The sequence below is a fragment of the Rhodococcus jostii NBRC 16295 genome (assembly GCF_001894825.1).
Taxonomy (GTDB): Bacteria; Actinomycetota; Actinomycetes; order Mycobacteriales; family Mycobacteriaceae; genus Rhodococcus_F; species Rhodococcus_F jostii.
Genome location: NZ_BCWY01000020.1, coordinates 84001 through 99245, shown reverse-complemented (window position 1 = coordinate 99245; position 15245 = coordinate 84001). Strand labels below are relative to the sequence as shown.

11 protein-coding genes are annotated in these 15245 nt (G+C 67.2%); 7 read left to right on the top strand and 4 right to left on the bottom strand.

Annotated features, from left to right (window positions below; genetic code table 11):
* Nucleotides 1-4 precede the first annotated feature (4 nt).
* Nucleotides 5-2470: a GcvT family protein gene (locus RJ1_RS15645; RefSeq protein WP_073361286.1), complete on the bottom strand. Its 2466-nt coding sequence runs from the start codon at nt 2468-2470 to the stop codon at nt 5-7.
* Between the two features lie 365 nt (nt 2471-2835).
* Here RJ1_RS15645 and RJ1_RS15640 point away from each other — a divergent pair, with 365 nt between their 5' ends.
* Complete coding sequence (locus RJ1_RS15640; protein WP_073361347.1) at nt 2836-3636, top strand: IclR family transcriptional regulator; 801 nt, start codon at nt 2836-2838, stop codon at nt 3634-3636.
* Between the two features lie 8 nt (nt 3637-3644).
* Here the strand turns inward: RJ1_RS15640 and RJ1_RS15635 are convergent, their stop codons facing one another.
* Both RJ1_RS15635 and RJ1_RS15630 read right to left on the bottom strand, forming a co-directional pair.
* Complete coding sequence (locus RJ1_RS15635) at nt 3645-4823, bottom strand: NAD(P)/FAD-dependent oxidoreductase (RefSeq protein ID WP_073361284.1); 1179 nt, start codon at nt 4821-4823, stop codon at nt 3645-3647.
* On the bottom strand, nt 4820-5164 hold the full coding sequence (locus tag RJ1_RS15630) for a bifunctional 3-phenylpropionate/cinnamic acid dioxygenase ferredoxin subunit (protein WP_073361282.1): 345 nt from the start codon (nt 5162-5164) through the stop codon (nt 4820-4822). Before RJ1_RS15630 ends, RJ1_RS15635 begins: the two co-directional genes overlap by 4 nt.
* A gap of 198 nt (nt 5165-5362) precedes the next feature.
* Here RJ1_RS15630 and RJ1_RS15625 point away from each other — a divergent pair, with 198 nt between their 5' ends.
* From RJ1_RS15625 to RJ1_RS15600, 6 genes are all read left to right on the top strand, one after another.
* Entirely contained in the window at nt 5363-6175 is an 813-nt protein-coding gene (locus tag RJ1_RS15625; protein ID WP_073361280.1) for an IclR family transcriptional regulator, read from the top strand.
* A 380-nt stretch (nt 6176-6555) separates the two neighbouring features.
* On the top strand, nt 6556-7710 hold the full coding sequence (locus RJ1_RS15620; protein WP_073361278.1) for an aromatic ring-hydroxylating oxygenase subunit alpha: 1155 nt from the start codon (nt 6556-6558) through the stop codon (nt 7708-7710).
* On the top strand, nt 7707-9326 hold the full coding sequence (locus tag RJ1_RS15615) for a BCCT family transporter (protein WP_083400476.1): 1620 nt from the start codon (nt 7707-7709) through the stop codon (nt 9324-9326). Before RJ1_RS15620 ends, RJ1_RS15615 begins: the two co-directional genes overlap by 4 nt.
* On the top strand, nt 9323-10843 hold the full coding sequence (locus tag RJ1_RS15610) for an aldehyde dehydrogenase family protein (protein WP_073361276.1): 1521 nt from the start codon (nt 9323-9325) through the stop codon (nt 10841-10843). The genes RJ1_RS15615 and RJ1_RS15610 overlap by 4 nt, the downstream gene beginning before the upstream one ends.
* Before the next feature lie 55 nt (nt 10844-10898).
* Entirely contained in the window at nt 10899-12467 is a 1569-nt protein-coding gene (locus RJ1_RS15605) for an APC family permease (protein WP_073361274.1), read from the top strand.
* A complete protein-coding gene (locus RJ1_RS15600; protein WP_073361272.1) occupies nt 12464-14086 on the top strand; it encodes a GMC family oxidoreductase in 1623 nt (540 codons plus the stop codon). The genes RJ1_RS15605 and RJ1_RS15600 overlap by 4 nt, the downstream gene beginning before the upstream one ends.
* Here the strand turns inward: RJ1_RS15600 and RJ1_RS15595 are convergent.
* Entirely contained in the window at nt 13989-15170 is a 1182-nt protein-coding gene (locus RJ1_RS15595; protein ID WP_073361343.1) for an alpha/beta hydrolase family protein, read from the bottom strand. The genes RJ1_RS15600 and RJ1_RS15595 overlap by 98 nt on opposite strands.
* Nucleotides 15171-15245: the final 75 nt, after the last annotated feature.

Below are 15245 nucleotides of genomic sequence, written 5' to 3'. Positions count from 1 at the left end.
CCCGTCACGACCGGATCTTCTTCATCTCGGGGTCGACGAGCGGTTCCGCCACGACCGTGGCGGGAATGCGGCGACCGAAGTATTCGATCTCGACGGAAGTGTCGACCGTCGCGGTCGCGGGCAGCCACGCGTAGGCGATCGGGGCGCCGACGGTGTGCCCGAATGCGGCACTCGTGACGTACCCGGCGGGTTCGCCGTCGACGAAGACGGGTTCGTGGCCGAGGACCACCGACGTCCGGTCGTCGATCATGAGGCAGACGAGTCGCCGTTCGACCGTCTCGTCGGAGACGCCGTCCAGTGCGTCACGCCCGCGGAAGTCGCCCTTCTGCAGCCGGACCGCGAAGCCCAGGCCGGCCTCGTACGGATTGTGCTCTGTGGTCATGTCGGCTCCCCACGAGCGGTAGCCCTTCTCCATCCGCAGGCTGTTGAACGCGGCCCGGCCGGCGGCGATCACCTCGTACTTCTGTCCCTCCGACCACAGCAGGTCCCACAGGCGCAGGCCGTTGTCGGCCGACGTGTACAGTTCCCAGCCCAGTTCGCCGACGTACGACAGTCGCATGGCGGTGACGGGGACCCCGCCGATCCGGACCTGCTTGGAGCGGAAGTACTTGAAGTTCTCATTGGTGAAGTCGTCGCTGCTGAGCGCTTCCACGACGTCGCGGGCGCGCGGACCCCACAGGCCGATGCAGCACGTGCCGCCGGTGATGTCGCGGACCTGCACGCTGCCGTCGGCGGGAGCCTGCCTGCGGAAGTAGTCGAGGTCCAGGTTTCCGTTGGCGCCGATCTGGAAGGTGCTGTCGGACAGTCGCGTGACGGTGAGGTCGCTGCGCACGCCGCCGGCGTCGTCGAGGGCGAGGGTGTACGTCACCGACCCGACGGACTTGTCCATCTTGCCGGTCGTCAACCCCTCGAGAAGCTCGAGTGCGCCGGGACCGCTGATCTCCAGTCGCTTCAGCGGCGTCATGTCGTACATCGCCACCGAGGTGCGGGTCTTCCAGGCCTCGGCCGCGGCGATGGGGGAGTGGAACTTCGCCGCCCACGGTTCGCGGGCCGGCGGCTGCCACTCGGCCGGAAGCTGCTGCACCAGACGAGCATTGGCCTCGAACCAGTGCGGGCGCTCCCAGCCGGAGCTCTCCAGGAACGCGGCGCCGAGTTCCTTCTGGCGTGCGTGGAACGGGCTCACCCGCAGGTCGCGAGGAGACTCCTTGGGCTGCAACGGGTGCAGCACGTCGTAGATCTCGACGAAGTTCTGCTGCGACGTCTCGCTGACATAGTCGGGTGCGATCTGGATGTCCTCGAACCGGTGGACGTCGCAGCCGTGCAGTTCGACGTCGGAGCGGCCGTCGACGAGCAGTTGCGCGACGGCGCGGCCGACGCCGGCGGAGTGCGTGACCCACACGGCTTCGGCGATCCAGAATCCGGCGACGTCCGGGGACTCCCCGATGAGGGGCCCGCCGTCCGGGGTGAAGGAGAAGACGCCGTTGAAACCCGACTCCAGCTTGGCGGACTCGAGGCACGGCAGCAGACGCTTGCACTCCTCCCAGGACGGGGCGAAGTCGTCGTCGGTGAAGGGGAGCATCGACGGCATGTCGGCGTCGGAGACGTCGTCCCTGCTCTCGGCCAGGTCGCGCAGGTTCACCGGCATCGGTCGGTGTGCGTACGAGCCGATGCCGAGGCGGTCGACGTGCTCGCGGAAGTAGAGATCCTGGTCCTGGTGGCGCAGGATCGGGAAGCCCGCCTCGGCGAGTTCGGTGTTGCGGCCGACGAGTTCGGGAATCAGGTCGGTTTTCGCGTACTGGTGCGCCAGCGGCAGTAGCGGGACGTCCATGCCGACCATCGCGCCGATGTCGGGCCCCCAGAAACCGGCGCAGGACACGACGATGTCGGCGGGGATCACTCCGTTCGGGGTGGCGACGCCGGTGACCTTGCCGCCGGCCTGCTCGATTCCGATCACCTTCGTCGAACCCTGGAATACCGCACCGCGCGCCTCCGCACGGCGGGCGAGGGCGACGACGACCCGCGACGCTTTCGCGAGGCCGTCGGTCTCCACGTACAGGCCGCCGAGGATCCGCTTCTCGTCGAGCAGCGGGTGGAGCTTCGCGCACTCCTGCGGGTCGAGGACGTTGCCCTCGATGCCCCAGGACGTCGCCCACCCCTGCTTGCGGTGCAGGTCGGCCAGGCGCTCGGGGGTGGTGGCCACTTCGAGTCCGCCGATCTGGTTGAAGCACCACTGCCCGTCGACGTCGAGTCCGACGAACTTCTCGACCGTGTACCGGGCGAACTCGGTCATCGTCTTGGATGCGTTCGTCTGGAACACCAGGCCCGGTGCGTGCGACGTGGAGCCTCCGGTGAGCGGCAACGGTCCCTGGTCGAGAACCGTGATCCGATCCCAGCCGCGAGCGGTGAGCTCGTCGGCCAGATTCGCGCCGACGATGCCGGCTCCGATGATCACTACGCGGGGTGACCCCATGATGGTCCTCCTGGTTGGGTGGGTGCCTGTGTGTGGCGAAGTACGGGTGCTGTCATTGCGTGGGCGGCGTCAGGGTTTTCGTTCGGTGTGTGCTCGAGCGGCGCCGGAAAACTTCTGGGATTCTCGAAATGGGCCGGAGTGGGATGGGGCCATTATCGACAACTGATATATCAACACAGTAGGTGTGAGTTCGATATCGGGTCAACCCCGAATTATGGTTAATTCCATGGTGATCGGATACCGGAAACGACGACCGTTCGGCGTATTTCGGTGCAATTGCGCAGCGCGACCGCTGTGACGTTGCGGGACCGGTTGTGGATGGAGGTAACCGTCGCACGGTGATGTCGCCTATCCTGATAGTCGCGATGACTGAATTGGACGATAACTCGAATGGGGATCGGAGCCGGCCGACCGGGGCTGTGCAGTCAGTGGACCGCGCGCTGGCAGTACTCGAAATCCTGGCGAGACTCGGGACCGCCGGGGTCACGGAAATCGCCGATGAGTTGGGTGTCCACAAGTCGACTGCGTCGCGTCTCGTGGCCGTTCTGGATTCGAGAGGCTACGTCGCGCAATTGAAGAACCGGGGAAAATTCCAACTCGGAAATTCGATCGTCCGTCTTGCCCGCACCGCGTCGCCGGACGGCGATCTGGTGCGGCAGAGTCAGGAATTGTGCGCCGAACTCGCGGAAACAGTCGGTGAGAGCGTGAATGTGTCGATACTCGACGGCGATCGCTCGGTGAGCATCGTCAAAGCAGACGGTCCGTCCGGCGTCGGTACCAGTACGTGGGTGGGGCAGAGCAGTCCGGCGCATGCGACGGCGAGTGGAAAATTGTTGCTGACGGAATTGTCCGACAGTGACATTGCGGAGCGCGTGGGAGAAACTCCGATTGCGCTCACGTCCAAAACTCTCACGGATGTGCAGGCGCTCGTGGAGTCGCTGATTACTATTCGCGAACGGGGCTGGGCGGAGTCCGAGGAGGAACTCGAACTGGGGCTGAACGCCATCTCCGTTCCGGTCCGCGACTACACGTCGAAAATGATTGCGGCCCTGAGTGTGTCCGGTCCGGCGTACCGGCTGCTGCCGGAACGGTTCGAGGAAGTCGCCCGCGCCGCACTCGACACTTCCCAGCAGATCAGCAGCCGATTGGGCTATGCCGTCACGTAGCGCCGGCATCAGGCCCGCGACCTGGCGAGTTGCTTCTTGTACCGGGTGAACAGGCGGGGGTTGTTCATCGCGAAGACACCGACGGTGTCGCCGTTCCGGTCGTAGGTGGCCACGAACGAGTCGGTTCCGGGGTCCCCGTCGACGAACCGCACCTCGTCGGTGCTGTGTCGCGTACCGGCGAACTGCAGCATCTTGCCGTACTGGTGGGACCAGAAGTACGGGATCGCGGCGGGCCCGGTCGGCGTCGCCATGATCGTGTCCGCCACTGTCGCGGCCTGCGCGACGGCATTGCTCCAGTGTTCGCTCCGGTGGTGAATCTGGTGGGTGTCGTCGAATGACCGTGCGCAGTCGCCGATCGCGTAGACACCGGGGAGGTTCGTGCGGCACGACGAGTCGGTGAGGAAGCCGTCGTCGATCATCAGTTCCGAATCGCAGGCCCACTCGACGTTGGGGACGGCCCCGATCCCGACCACCACGGCGTCCGCGGGCAGGACCGTTCCGTCACTGAGCCGGACGGCTTCGACTGCGCCGTCGCCCAGCAGGGCGTCGACGACCGCGCCGGTGAGGAGTCGGACGCCGTGCGCGGCGTGCTGTCCCGCGCAGATGGCGCCGAGTTCGATGCCGAGGGGGCCGGACAGGGGGGTCGGCGACGCCTCGACGACGGTGACGGCCAGGCTCATGCCGGCGGCGCTGGAGGCCACCTCCGCTCCGATGAAACCGGCTCCCACGATCACGAGGTTCCGCGCTATCGAGAGTGATTCCCGAAGTGCACGTGCGTCGTCGACCGATCGGAGGGTGTGTACCCCGGCCAGGCCGGAGTGTCCGGGCAGAGTTCGCGCACGCGCACCGGTCGCGACGATCACGGCGTCGGCGTCGAGGTGGGATCCGTCGTCGAAGGTGACGCGGTGCATTCCGTCCGGGGAGCGAACCAGGCCGGTCGCCGTGCTGTTCATGCGCCACTCGACGTCGAGGGTGTCGTCGTCGCTGTTCATCAGCAACAGATCCTGGTCCGTCACCTCGCCGGTGAGGAACTCCTTCGACAGCGGCGGTCGGTCGTAGGGAAAGGACTGTTCGCTGCCGGCCACGACGAGGCGGCCCGCGAACCCCTTCTCGCGAAGCGCACGCACCGCCGACAGTCCGGCGAGCGAAGCGCCCAGTACTACAACGGAATTCGGGACAGCATTCATCGCGTGTCGCCCTTCTGTTCGAGATGGACCAGCACGGTGCCGTCGACGATCGACACGTCGTGCGTGCGGACGGCGATCTTGGCCGGCGGGCCGGAGGGCACTCCGGTGCGCAGGTCGAAGCACGCTTCGTGGAGCGGGCACTCGACGGTGCAGCCCTCGACCCAGCCGTCGGCGAGTGAGGCGTCCTGGTGAGTGCACGTGTCGTCGATGGCGTACAGACCGTCGGAGGTGTGGAAGACGGAGATGGGGGCCATTCCCGGCGGCGTCACCGTGACTACTTCGCCCACGGGCAGTGTCACGAGCTCGCACACTGGGAACAGTGTGGTGCCGGGATGGATCACAACTGGGGAATCGTTATCGAGAATCACTCGATACCTCCGGAAGCGTCGGGGAGGAAGGACAAGTTGTGGAGCAGTTGTTGCGCTATGCGCGACGACTTGCGTGGTGTGCAACACAATGCTCTCCGCTGCGCCCCCTGGGTGTCAAGCACTCGCGTGTAAAAACTGCGTGGCGGAAGTCGGTGGGCATAACCTCGGGGCATGAGTGAATCCGAGGCAACGGCGCCCGCGGCCCAGGGTGCCGAGGGAAAAGCGAAGACCGTGCACGCGGTGGAACGGGCCATCGACGTGCTCGAGATCGTCGCGGCGGAAGGCCGGGTGGGCGCCTCGGAGATCGCCGTGCGGCTCGGCGTGCACAAATCGACCGTGTCGCGCCTGATCGCGTCGCTGCAGCAACGTGGGTTCGTGGAGGAAGCGGGCGTCCGCGGCAAGTACCAGCTCGGGTTCGCGGTCGTTCGGCTGGCCGAGGCCACGGTCGCGCAGAGCGGGCTCGTCGAGGTTGCGCAGCCGGAATGCGACCGGCTGGCCGACGCCTTCGGGGAGACGGTCAACCTGGCCGTGCTGGACGGCGCGGCGACCATCAACGTGCTCGAGGCTCGCAGTGATCGGCACGTGGCGCTGCGTACGTGGGTGGGTCAGGTCAGCCCGGCGCACGCGACCGCGACCGGCAAGGTCCTGGTCTCGGAGATGACGTCCGGTCAGCTCCGGAGCCGGTTGGGGCCGCGTCTCGAGGCGCTCACTCCTAATACGATCACCGATTTCCGGGCGTTCGACGTCGAACTCGAGCACGTGCGGTCGCGCGGATGGGCGTCCACCGCCGAGGAGCTCGAAGCGGGTCTCCATTCCATCGCCGTGCCCGTGCGCAGTCAGGTCACGAAGCGGATCGTCGCCTCGATCTGTGTGTCCGGCCCCGAGTACCGGCTCGCGCCCGAACGGTTCGAAGCGGTGGCGCTCGAACTCGCCGAAGCCGTCGTGCGGATCGAAGCGCAGCAATCCGCCGGCGAAGGCGACTGAGCGCCGGAAGTGCCTCTCGCCCAACGAGGGACAAGTAGATAGTCCCATTTGACGGGTTTCGGACGTCCGCGGTTAACGCGGTGTTTCGGCCGTGTCGCGTCTGCGAAAGAAGTGTCGAATGTGATGTTTGACACGTCTGCGGCCCACAGTCTAAGTTGTGTAAATCGCATAGCGTTGCTGATGACGCAACAATGCCGACGCCGCGGTGGCTCGGCGGAGAACAGCTGTCGGCTGTTCGACCGGTCACCGAGGATCGGGCACGTATGTCGTCTCGCTCGGCAACGACGCCTACTGCGATCTGCGCCCCATACGCACACACACTTCAGGTCACAGCTCGACCGAACGCATCTTTCCCGGCAACGAAAGAAACGGTGACATCTATGTCCGCTCCGGAGATCCAAGCCCCCGCCCCGGCACTGATCCCCACCCTGGGAGGCCGGTATTACACCGACTCCGACATCTTCACGGACGAACAGGAGAACCTGTTCGAGGCGATGTGGTTCTGCGCCGTCCGCGCTGCCGACCTCGCCGATCCCGGAGCCTTCAAGAAGATCACGGTGGGCCGGGAGAGTGTTCTCCTCGTCCGAGGCCGCGACGGCGAACTCCGCGCCTTCCTCAACATCTGCCGGCATCGCGGTGCCATGCTGTGCACCGAGGACGAAGGGCAGATCCGCAGGAACCTGCAGTGTCCGTACCACGCGTGGACGTACGGACTCGACGGCAAACTGGTGGCCGCCCCCAACATGGCCGCGTTGCGGGACGAGACCGGTGCCGACATCGACAGGGTCCGGTACGGACTGATCCCGGTCGCGATCCGCGAGTGGCTCGGGTACGCCTGGGTGTGCCTGGCCGACGACCCGCCGTCGTTCGAGGACGAAGTCGTCGGAGCCGTGACCGAACGACTCGGAGATCCGGGCGCCATCGATCGGTACCAGATCGGCAGCCTCGAACTCGGCCGCCGGATCGTCTACGACGTCGCGGCCAACTGGAAGCTGATCATCGAGAACTTCATGGAGTGCTACCACTGCGCGACCATCCACCCCGAGCTCACCGAGGTGCTCCCGGAGTTCGCGGACGGCCTTGCCGCACAGTACTTCGTGGGGCACGGCGCCGCGTTCGGTGAGGACGTCGAGGGTTTCACCGTCGACGGCAGCGGCGGATTCGAGTCGCTGTCGGGTATCAGCCCCGAGCAGGACCGCAAGTACTACGCCATCACGATCCGTCCCCAGGTCTTCATCAACCTCGTCCCCGACCACGTCATCTTCCACCGGATGTTCCCCGTGTCCGCAGACCGCACCATCGTCGAATGCGACTGGCTGTACGCGCCGGACGTGACCGCGTCGGGCAGGGACGTGTCCCGTTCCGTCGAACTCTTCCACCGGGTCAACCAGCAGGATTTCGATGCCTGCGAGCGGACGCAACCCACGATGTCGTCGAAGGCGTACCGCAACGGGGGTGTGCTGGTGCCGGCGGAACACCACATCGGCGAATTCCACGACTGGCTACTCGAAAGGCTGAGCGGGGATCCGCGATGACGTACGCCGGCGAACAACCGAGGGTGACCGATCCTCCTCGGGTGCAGGCGCCGGAGCCGGCGGCATCCGTCGACGGCGAGGAGCGGGGGAGCGTCGACAAGGTGGTGTTCGGTGCGGCCGCGGCGCTCGGCATCGGACTGATCCTGTGGGGGCTGCTGGCTCCGGACAGCCTCGGGGAGATGTCGGCGGCCGCACTGGACTGGGTGGTGGCCGACCTCGGCTGGCTGTTCATCGCCGCGTCGTCGGCGTTCGTCGTCTTCTCACTGTTCCTCGCCTTCTCCCGGTACGGGCGGATACCGCTCGGCCGCGACGGCGAGAAGCCGGAGTTCCGCACGGTGAGCTGGATCGCGATGATGTTCAGTGCCGGGATGGGCATCGGCCTGATGTTCTACGGCGTCGCCGAACCCCTCGCCCACATGGTGAGCCCGGCGCCGGGAACAGACGGTTCCGTCGGTTCGGCGATGGCCACGACGATGTTTCACTGGGGACTGCACCCGTGGGCGATCTACGCGGTCGTCGGATTGTCCATCGCCTACGGCTCCTACCGGCGCGGACGCAAACAACTCATCAGCGCCGCGTTCTTCCCGCTCCTCGGACGGCGGTCGGAGGGGGCGGCCGGCAAGGTCATCGACGTCCTCGCCATCATCGCGACGATGTTCGGCACCGCCGCGTCGCTCGGGCTCGGGGCACTGCAGATCGGTTCCGGGCTCGAGATCATCGGCTGGATGGGGCACGTCGGCACGTTCGCGCTCGTCGCCCTCGTCGGACTGCTCACCTTCGCGTTCGTCGGTTCGGCGGTCTCGGGTGTCGCGCGCGGCATCCACTGGCTGTCCAACATCAACATGGTGCTGGCCGTGGTCCTCGCGCTGTTCGTCTTCGTGCTCGGTCCGACGGTGCTCATCCTCAACCTGCTTCCCACTGCGATCGCGGACTACGCGGCGCAGCTCACCACCATGTCGGGACGAACGGCGGCGAGCGCCGGTGACGACACCGCGTCCTGGCTGTCGTCGTGGACGATCTTCTACTGGGCGTGGTGGGTGTCGTGGACTCCCTTCGTCGGGATGTTCCTCGCCCGCATCAGCCGAGGCCGCACGATCCGGCAGTTCGTCATCGGCGTGATCGTCATCCCCACCTCGGTCAGCCTGGTGTGGTTCGCGGTGTTCGGCGGCGCCGGCATCGGGCAGCAGCAGGACGGCGTCGATCTGGCGTCGAAGTCCTCGACGGAGGGCCAGCTGTTCGGAATGCTCGACCACCTTCCGTTGACGGGGTTCGCCACAGTCCTGGTCATGGTGCTGGTCGCGATCTTCTTCGTGTCCGGCGCCGACGCCGCGTCGCTGGTGATGGGCACTCTCTCGCAACGAGGCGCGCGGGAGCCGAGCACGTGGGTCGTCATCTTCTGGGGCACCCTCACCGGGGGCACCGCGGCGCTCATCCTCTGGACCGGTGGCTCGGACGCCCTGCAGGGACTGCAGACGATGACCATCATCGCGGCTGCGCCCTTCCTCCTCGTGATGATCGGGCTGTGCTTCTCGCTGTACCGGGACGTCTCCCGCGATCCGCTCATCGTCGGAACATCGAAGAAGTCTGCACACGAAAGGGTTTCGGACACACCATGAACATGTCGGCACTATCGGAGGAACTCGACACCCCGAGGTTGTTCGGAGCGGCGAATTTCATCGCAGGGCAGTGGGTCGCTGCGACGTCGGGCCGCACCCGCGACTGCATCGACCCGGCGACCGGCGCCGTGATCGCCACCGTCGACGAGGCATCGCCGGCGGACGCCGCGAGGGCCGTTGCCGCCGCCCGCGCGACGTTCGACGCCGGGGACTGGCCGGCGACGCCCGTCGCGGATCGGTGCGCGCTGCTGTCGCGGATCGCCGACCTGCTCGAGCGGGACAAGGAGGAACTGGCTCGCATCGAGACACTCGACACCGGTAAGACGCTGGCGGAGAGCCGCATCGACATCGACGACGTCGTCTCGGTGTTCCGCTACTACGCCCGGTTGGCCCTCGTCTCGACCGACCGCGTCGTCGACGTGGGCGACCCCGCCGTCGTCTCCCGGGTGGTCCACGAACCGATCGGGGTCTGCGTCCTCATCGCGCCGTGGAACTACCCGCTGCTCCAGATCTCCTGGAAGGTGGCGCCGGCGCTGGCAGCCGGATGCACGATGGTGCTCAAACCCAGTGAAGTCACACCGCTCAGCACCATCGCGTTCGCGCGGCTCGTCGAGGAGGCCGGTGCGCCCGCGGGCGTCGTCAACCTCGTGCAGGGCAGCGGCGCCGACCTCGGTCCCGCGCTGACCGACACCGGCGACGTCGACTTCATCTCGTTCACCGGCGGACTGGCGACCGGGGCGACCATCCTGGAAACCGCCGCGAAGCACGTCACGAAGGTGGCGGTGGAACTGGGCGGCAAGAATCCGCACATCGTGTTCGCGGACGCCGACTGGGAGTCGTCGGTCGACCAGGTGCTCACCGGCGTGTTCCTGCACTCGGGGCAGGTGTGCTCGGCCGGGACGCGGCTGATCGTCGAGGAGTCGATCGCCGACGACTTCGTGGCCGCTCTCGTCTCGCGAGCCGAGGCCATCCGCATCGGACCGGGCCTCGATCCCGGCAGTGAGACCGGGCCGCTGGTGTCGACGGCGCAGCGCGACAAGATTAAATCCTATGTGGCACTGGGAATCTCCGAAGGAGCGACGCTCCGGACGGGAGGATCCCGGCCTGCCGATCCCGCACTCGACGCCGGCAGCTACTACCTGCCCACCATCTTCGACCACTGCGACCGCTCCATGCGCATCGTGCAGGAGGAGACGTTCGGACCCATTCTCACGGTCGAGCGTTTCACCACGGAGGAGGACGCCGTCCGGCTCGGCAACGACACCGAGTTCGGACTCGCCGCCGGCGTACGGACTTCGGACGCCGCCCGCGGCGAGCGCGTGGTGCGCCGCCTGCGCCACGGAACGGTGTGGCTCAACGACTTCGGCTACTACACGGCCGCGGCGGAGTGGGGCGGGTTCAAGAAGTCCGGCAACGGACGCGAACTCGGGCCCGCCGGGCTCTCCGAATACCAGGAGACCAAGCACATCTGGAACAACACCACCTCACCTGTCGCGGGTTGGTTCACCGCGCCCTGACACGCTCCCGGAGGGTACGCGTGCAGACCCAATCGACTTCTCAGGAAGTGATCGAATGACCAGTACCGACAACACGACCGGCGATCACGACAGCGGACTCGAAGATTTCGGCTACAAGGAGTCCCTCGACCGCAGCATCGGCAAGTTCGCGAGCTTCGCCGCCGGCGTCAGTTACATCTCCATCCTGACCGGCACGTTTCAGTTGTTCTACTTCGGTTTCGGCACCGCCGGCCCCGCGTACCTGTGGTCGTGGCCGCTGGTGTTCGTCGGCCAGCTCGCGGTGGCACTGTGCTTCATGGAGCTGGCCGCCAAGTACCCGATCGCGGGCTCGGTGTACAACTGGGCGAAGACGCTCGGCAGCAGGGTGGTGGGATGGTCCGCCGGGTGGCTGATGCTCACCGCGTCGATCGTCACCCTGTCGGCCGTCGTGCTGGCGCTGCAGCTCAATCTGCCGCGCCTGTGGAGCGGCTTCCAGATCATCGGCGACGGCACCGGCGAACACGACTTCGCCACCAACGCCGTCGTACTCGGCACGGTGATGATCGCGTTCACCACCGTCGTCAACGCGCTCGGGGTCCGGCTGATGGCGATGATCAACAGTGCGGGAGTGTTCATCGAGCTGATCGCCGCCGTCCTGATCGCGATCATCCTCGCCGCCCACGCGACCCGCGGCCCGCAGGTGTTCTTCTCCACCCACGGGTACGGTGCCGGCGAAAGCGATGGATACCTCGGCGCGTTCCTGGTGGCCACCCTGGCATCGGGCTACGTGATGTACGGATTCGACACCGCGAGTTCGCTGGGCGAGGAGACGGTGGAACCACGCCGCACCGCCCCCAAGGCCATTCTGCGAGCGATCCTGGCGTCGTTCGTGATCGGCGGTGCGATCCTGGTCTTCGCCGTGATGGCGGCACCCGACCTGGACGATCCGAAGATCGGCGCGTCGGACGGCAGCCTCCAGTACATCGTGGAGCAGGTGATGTGGGGTCCGCTGGGCACGATTTTCCTGGTCTGCATCGTCATCGCGGTCACCGTCTGCTCGCTCGCCGTGCACACCGCCGCGATCAGGCTGACGTTCGCGATGGCACGCGACAACGCACTCCCGTTCGGGGAGCGGCTCGCTCGCGTTCATCCGAAGACGCGGACGCCCGTCGTGCCCGCGGTGACGATCGGAGTGGTGGCCGCGCTCATCCTGGTGATCAACATCGGCCAACCGCACATCTTCACGGTGCTCACCTCGATCGCGATCATCATGATCTACCTCGCCTACCTCATGGTCATCGGTCCGATGCTGACGAAGAGGCTGCGCGGCGAGTGGCCGCCCCGAGACTTGAAGGAGGGCGGCTACTTCACGATGGGTAAGTGGGGGATGCCCGTCAACATCGTCGCCGTCGTGTGGGGAATCGGCATGGCCGTCAACCTCGCCTGGCCCCGTGAAGCCGTGTACGGGGAACCTTGGTACAACACCTGGGGCGCCTTCGTCTACATCGGCGTCATCCTCGGGTTCGGTCTGCTGTGGTACCTCACCACCGGCCGCCACCACATCGGCACGCTGACCTCACACTGCGCGGCGGTGGTCCCGCCCGCGCCGGAATCCGAACCCATCGACAAGGAGCTTGCCCGATGACCGACGACGAATTGCGGAGCACTGCAGTGGAATTCGACTACGTGATCGCCGGGGGTGGCAGTGCGGGGTGTGTTCTCGCCGCGCGCCTCAGTGAGGATCCGTCGGTGACGGTGTGCCTGCTCGAGGCCGGACCGTCGGACGTCGGCGACCGGGCGATCCTCGAGCTGTCGCAGTGGATGCACTTGCTGGACTCCGGATACGACTGGGACTATCCCGTCGAGCCGCAGGAGCGGGGCAACAGCTTCATGCGGCACGCTCGGGCGAAGGTGCTCGGCGGGTGCTCGTCCCACAATTCGTGTATCGCGTTCTGGCCGCCGGCGGAGGTCCTGGACGACTGGGCGGCGATGGGTGCGTCGGGGTGGGCGGCGCGCGACATCCTCCCGTACGTGAGCCGGCTGGAGAGCAACGACGCCCCCGGCGAGGGGCACGGCCGCAGCGGTCCGGTGCGATTGCGGGACGTCCCGCCGAACGACCCGTGCGGGCACGCGGTTCTCGACGCCGCCGCCGCGGTGGGTCTGCCCACCGTCGCATTCAACCGGGGCGGAACGGTGCTCAACGGCGCCGGGTGGTTCCAGATCAACGCGGCGGAGGACGGCACCCGGATGTCGTCGTCGCACGCCTACCTGCACCCGATCCTCGGCACCCGGCCCAACCTGGAGGTCCGGACCGGCTGCTGGGTCAGCGAGATCCTGTTCGACGAGCAGCGGACGGCGACGGGCGTGCGGTACCAACGCCCGGATCTCACCGGCTACGACACGGTGTCGGCCCGGCGGGAGGTGATCGTCACGGCGGGCGCCATCGACACCCCGAAGTTGTTGATGCTCTCCGGAATCGGCCCCGCGGCGCATCTCGCCGAGTTCGGCATTCCCGTCCGCGTCGATTCACCCGGCGTCGGATCGAACCTCGACGACCATGTGGAGGGCCTCGTCTTCTGGGAGGCGTCCCGGCCGATGGTCACCGAGTCCACACAGTGGTGGGAGATCGGCCTGTTCGCGACCACGCAGGAGGGCCTGAATCACCCAGATCTGATGATGCACTACGGCAGCGTTCCCTTCGACATGAACACCCTGCGCTGGGGATACCCCACCACGGACAACGGATTCTGCCTGACCCCCAACGTCACCCAGGGCCGGTCCCGCGGAACGGTGCGGCTGCGGTCCCGCGACTTCCGCGACCGCGCGAAGGTCGACCCCCGGTATTTCACCGACAGCGAGGGCCACGACGACCGGGTGATGCTGGCCGGGGTGAAACTGGCCCGGACCATCGCCGAGCAGAAGGCGCTCCGCGGGTGGATCGCCCGTGAACTGGCGCCCGGCCCGGACGCGGTGACCGACGAGGACATCCTCGACTACATCCACAAGACCCACAACACGGTCTATCACCCCGCGGGCACGGCACGAATGGGCAGCGCCGACGACCCGATGGCGGTGCTCGATCCGGAACTGCGCGTCAAGGGCGTGCGGGGACTGCGGGTCGTCGACGCGTCCGCGATGCCGAAACTGCCGCACGTCAACCCCAATATCACGGTGATGACGATGGCCGAGCGCTGCGCGGACCTGCTGCGTGGTCGCGCGGGCGCCGCCCAGCGACCGGCGGAGTCGACGCTGTCCGAGGTCTGAGCCGGGAATCGACCGCCTCGACGACGCTTCGCCAGATGTCGCTGCCCGGATCGATGACGGCGAAATGATCGCCGGGACCCTCGATCGCGGCGACGTCGTCGGGCGTTGCCGCTGCGGCGTCGTAATACTGTCTGCTCATCTCCAGCAGGTCCGGTTCGTCGCCGACGGCGCACGCCACCAATTGCGGGACGCCGAGCGGCAGTCGCTGGATCGGTGACGACCGCGCGTAGATCGCCCGGTCGTCCACCCAGTGGCTGCCGACGGCGTCGGCCACCGCGCCCTCGCCGAGCCGGCGTTCGTCGGCGAGCCGCAGATTCAGCACCCCCGCGAGGCTGACCGCCAAGGCCGGGCGCACCGCCGCCCCGTCGGACACGGCGTCGGCGGCGGCGCGCAGCGCGAGTTGTCCGCCGGCGGAGTGCCCGAGGATCACGACGCGCCCCGGGTCCGCCTCCGGGACGGTCCCGGCGGCCTGCACGGCGTCGGCGACATCGGACGCCATCGCTGCCCACCGGTTTTCCGCGGAGCGCCGGTACTCGACATTCCATGTCACGTACCCCCGGGCCGTAAGGTCGACCGCCAGACCGTCCATCAGGTCGAACTCCCAACGGGGGCGCCAATATCCGCCGTGAACCAGCACGGCGACGGGGAAGGGCCCCGCGCCGTCGGGGATCCGCAGTTCGGCGCGCTGATCGGGGTGGTCGCCGTAGCGGAACATGGTCCCGGCGTGGAAGCGGTGGTGGTACCAGCTGTCGACGGCGAAGCGGAGTCCGTCGAGTCCGCGTCCGCGGATGTGCACCCGGGTGCCGTCCGAGCGGTCCGCTTCGCACTCCGCGAGATCGACGCGGATCGCCCCGCAGGCCGGCGCGGCGAACACTGCCCCGGCGCCCGGCACGACGACGAACTCTCCTCGGCTCGCCGCCGACTGCACGGCGCGCTCGAAGTCCGCGGTGTCCGCGGCGAATATCAGAGCGCCGGTGAGGCCGCGCGCGTCCAGGGCGCGGCCGAGAAGTTCCTCCGTGGTTCCGCAGTGCGCCACCGTCCCGGGCGCGAAGACGACGTCGACACGGCGAGAGTGTTCGGTCACCAGGCCACCGTACGCACCCGTGATGACATCTGGCCAAGGCACGCGAGATCCCTGCGAGGGCCCCGATGATCGGAA

Bases quoted from the DNA above. Each gene is read 5' to 3' on its own strand.
- RJ1_RS15615 (WP_083400476.1), top strand. From the start codon at position 7,707: ATGACGTACGCCGGCGAACAACCGAGGGTGACCGATCCTCCTCGGGTG.
- RJ1_RS15605 (WP_073361274.1), top strand. From the start codon at position 10,899: ATGACCAGTACCGACAACACGACCGGCGATCACGACAGCGGACTCGAA.
- RJ1_RS15600 (WP_073361272.1), top strand. From the start codon at position 12,464: ATGACCGACGACGAATTGCGGAGCACTGCAGTGGAATTCGACTACGTG.
- RJ1_RS15640 (WP_073361347.1), top strand. From the start codon at position 2,836: ATGACTGAATTGGACGATAACTCGAATGGGGATCGGAGCCGGCCGACC.
- RJ1_RS15625 (WP_073361280.1), top strand. From the start codon at position 5,363: ATGAGTGAATCCGAGGCAACGGCGCCCGCGGCCCAGGGTGCCGAGGGA.
- RJ1_RS15620 (WP_073361278.1), top strand. From the start codon at position 6,556: ATGTCCGCTCCGGAGATCCAAGCCCCCGCCCCGGCACTGATCCCCACC.
- RJ1_RS15610 (WP_073361276.1), top strand. From the start codon at position 9,323: ATGAACATGTCGGCACTATCGGAGGAACTCGACACCCCGAGGTTGTTC.
- RJ1_RS15635 (WP_073361284.1), bottom strand. From the start codon at position 4,823: ATGAATGCTGTCCCGAATTCCGTTGTAGTACTGGGCGCTTCGCTCGCC.
- RJ1_RS15645 (WP_073361286.1), bottom strand. From the start codon at position 2,470: ATGGGGTCACCCCGCGTAGTGATCATCGGAGCCGGCATCGTCGGCGCG.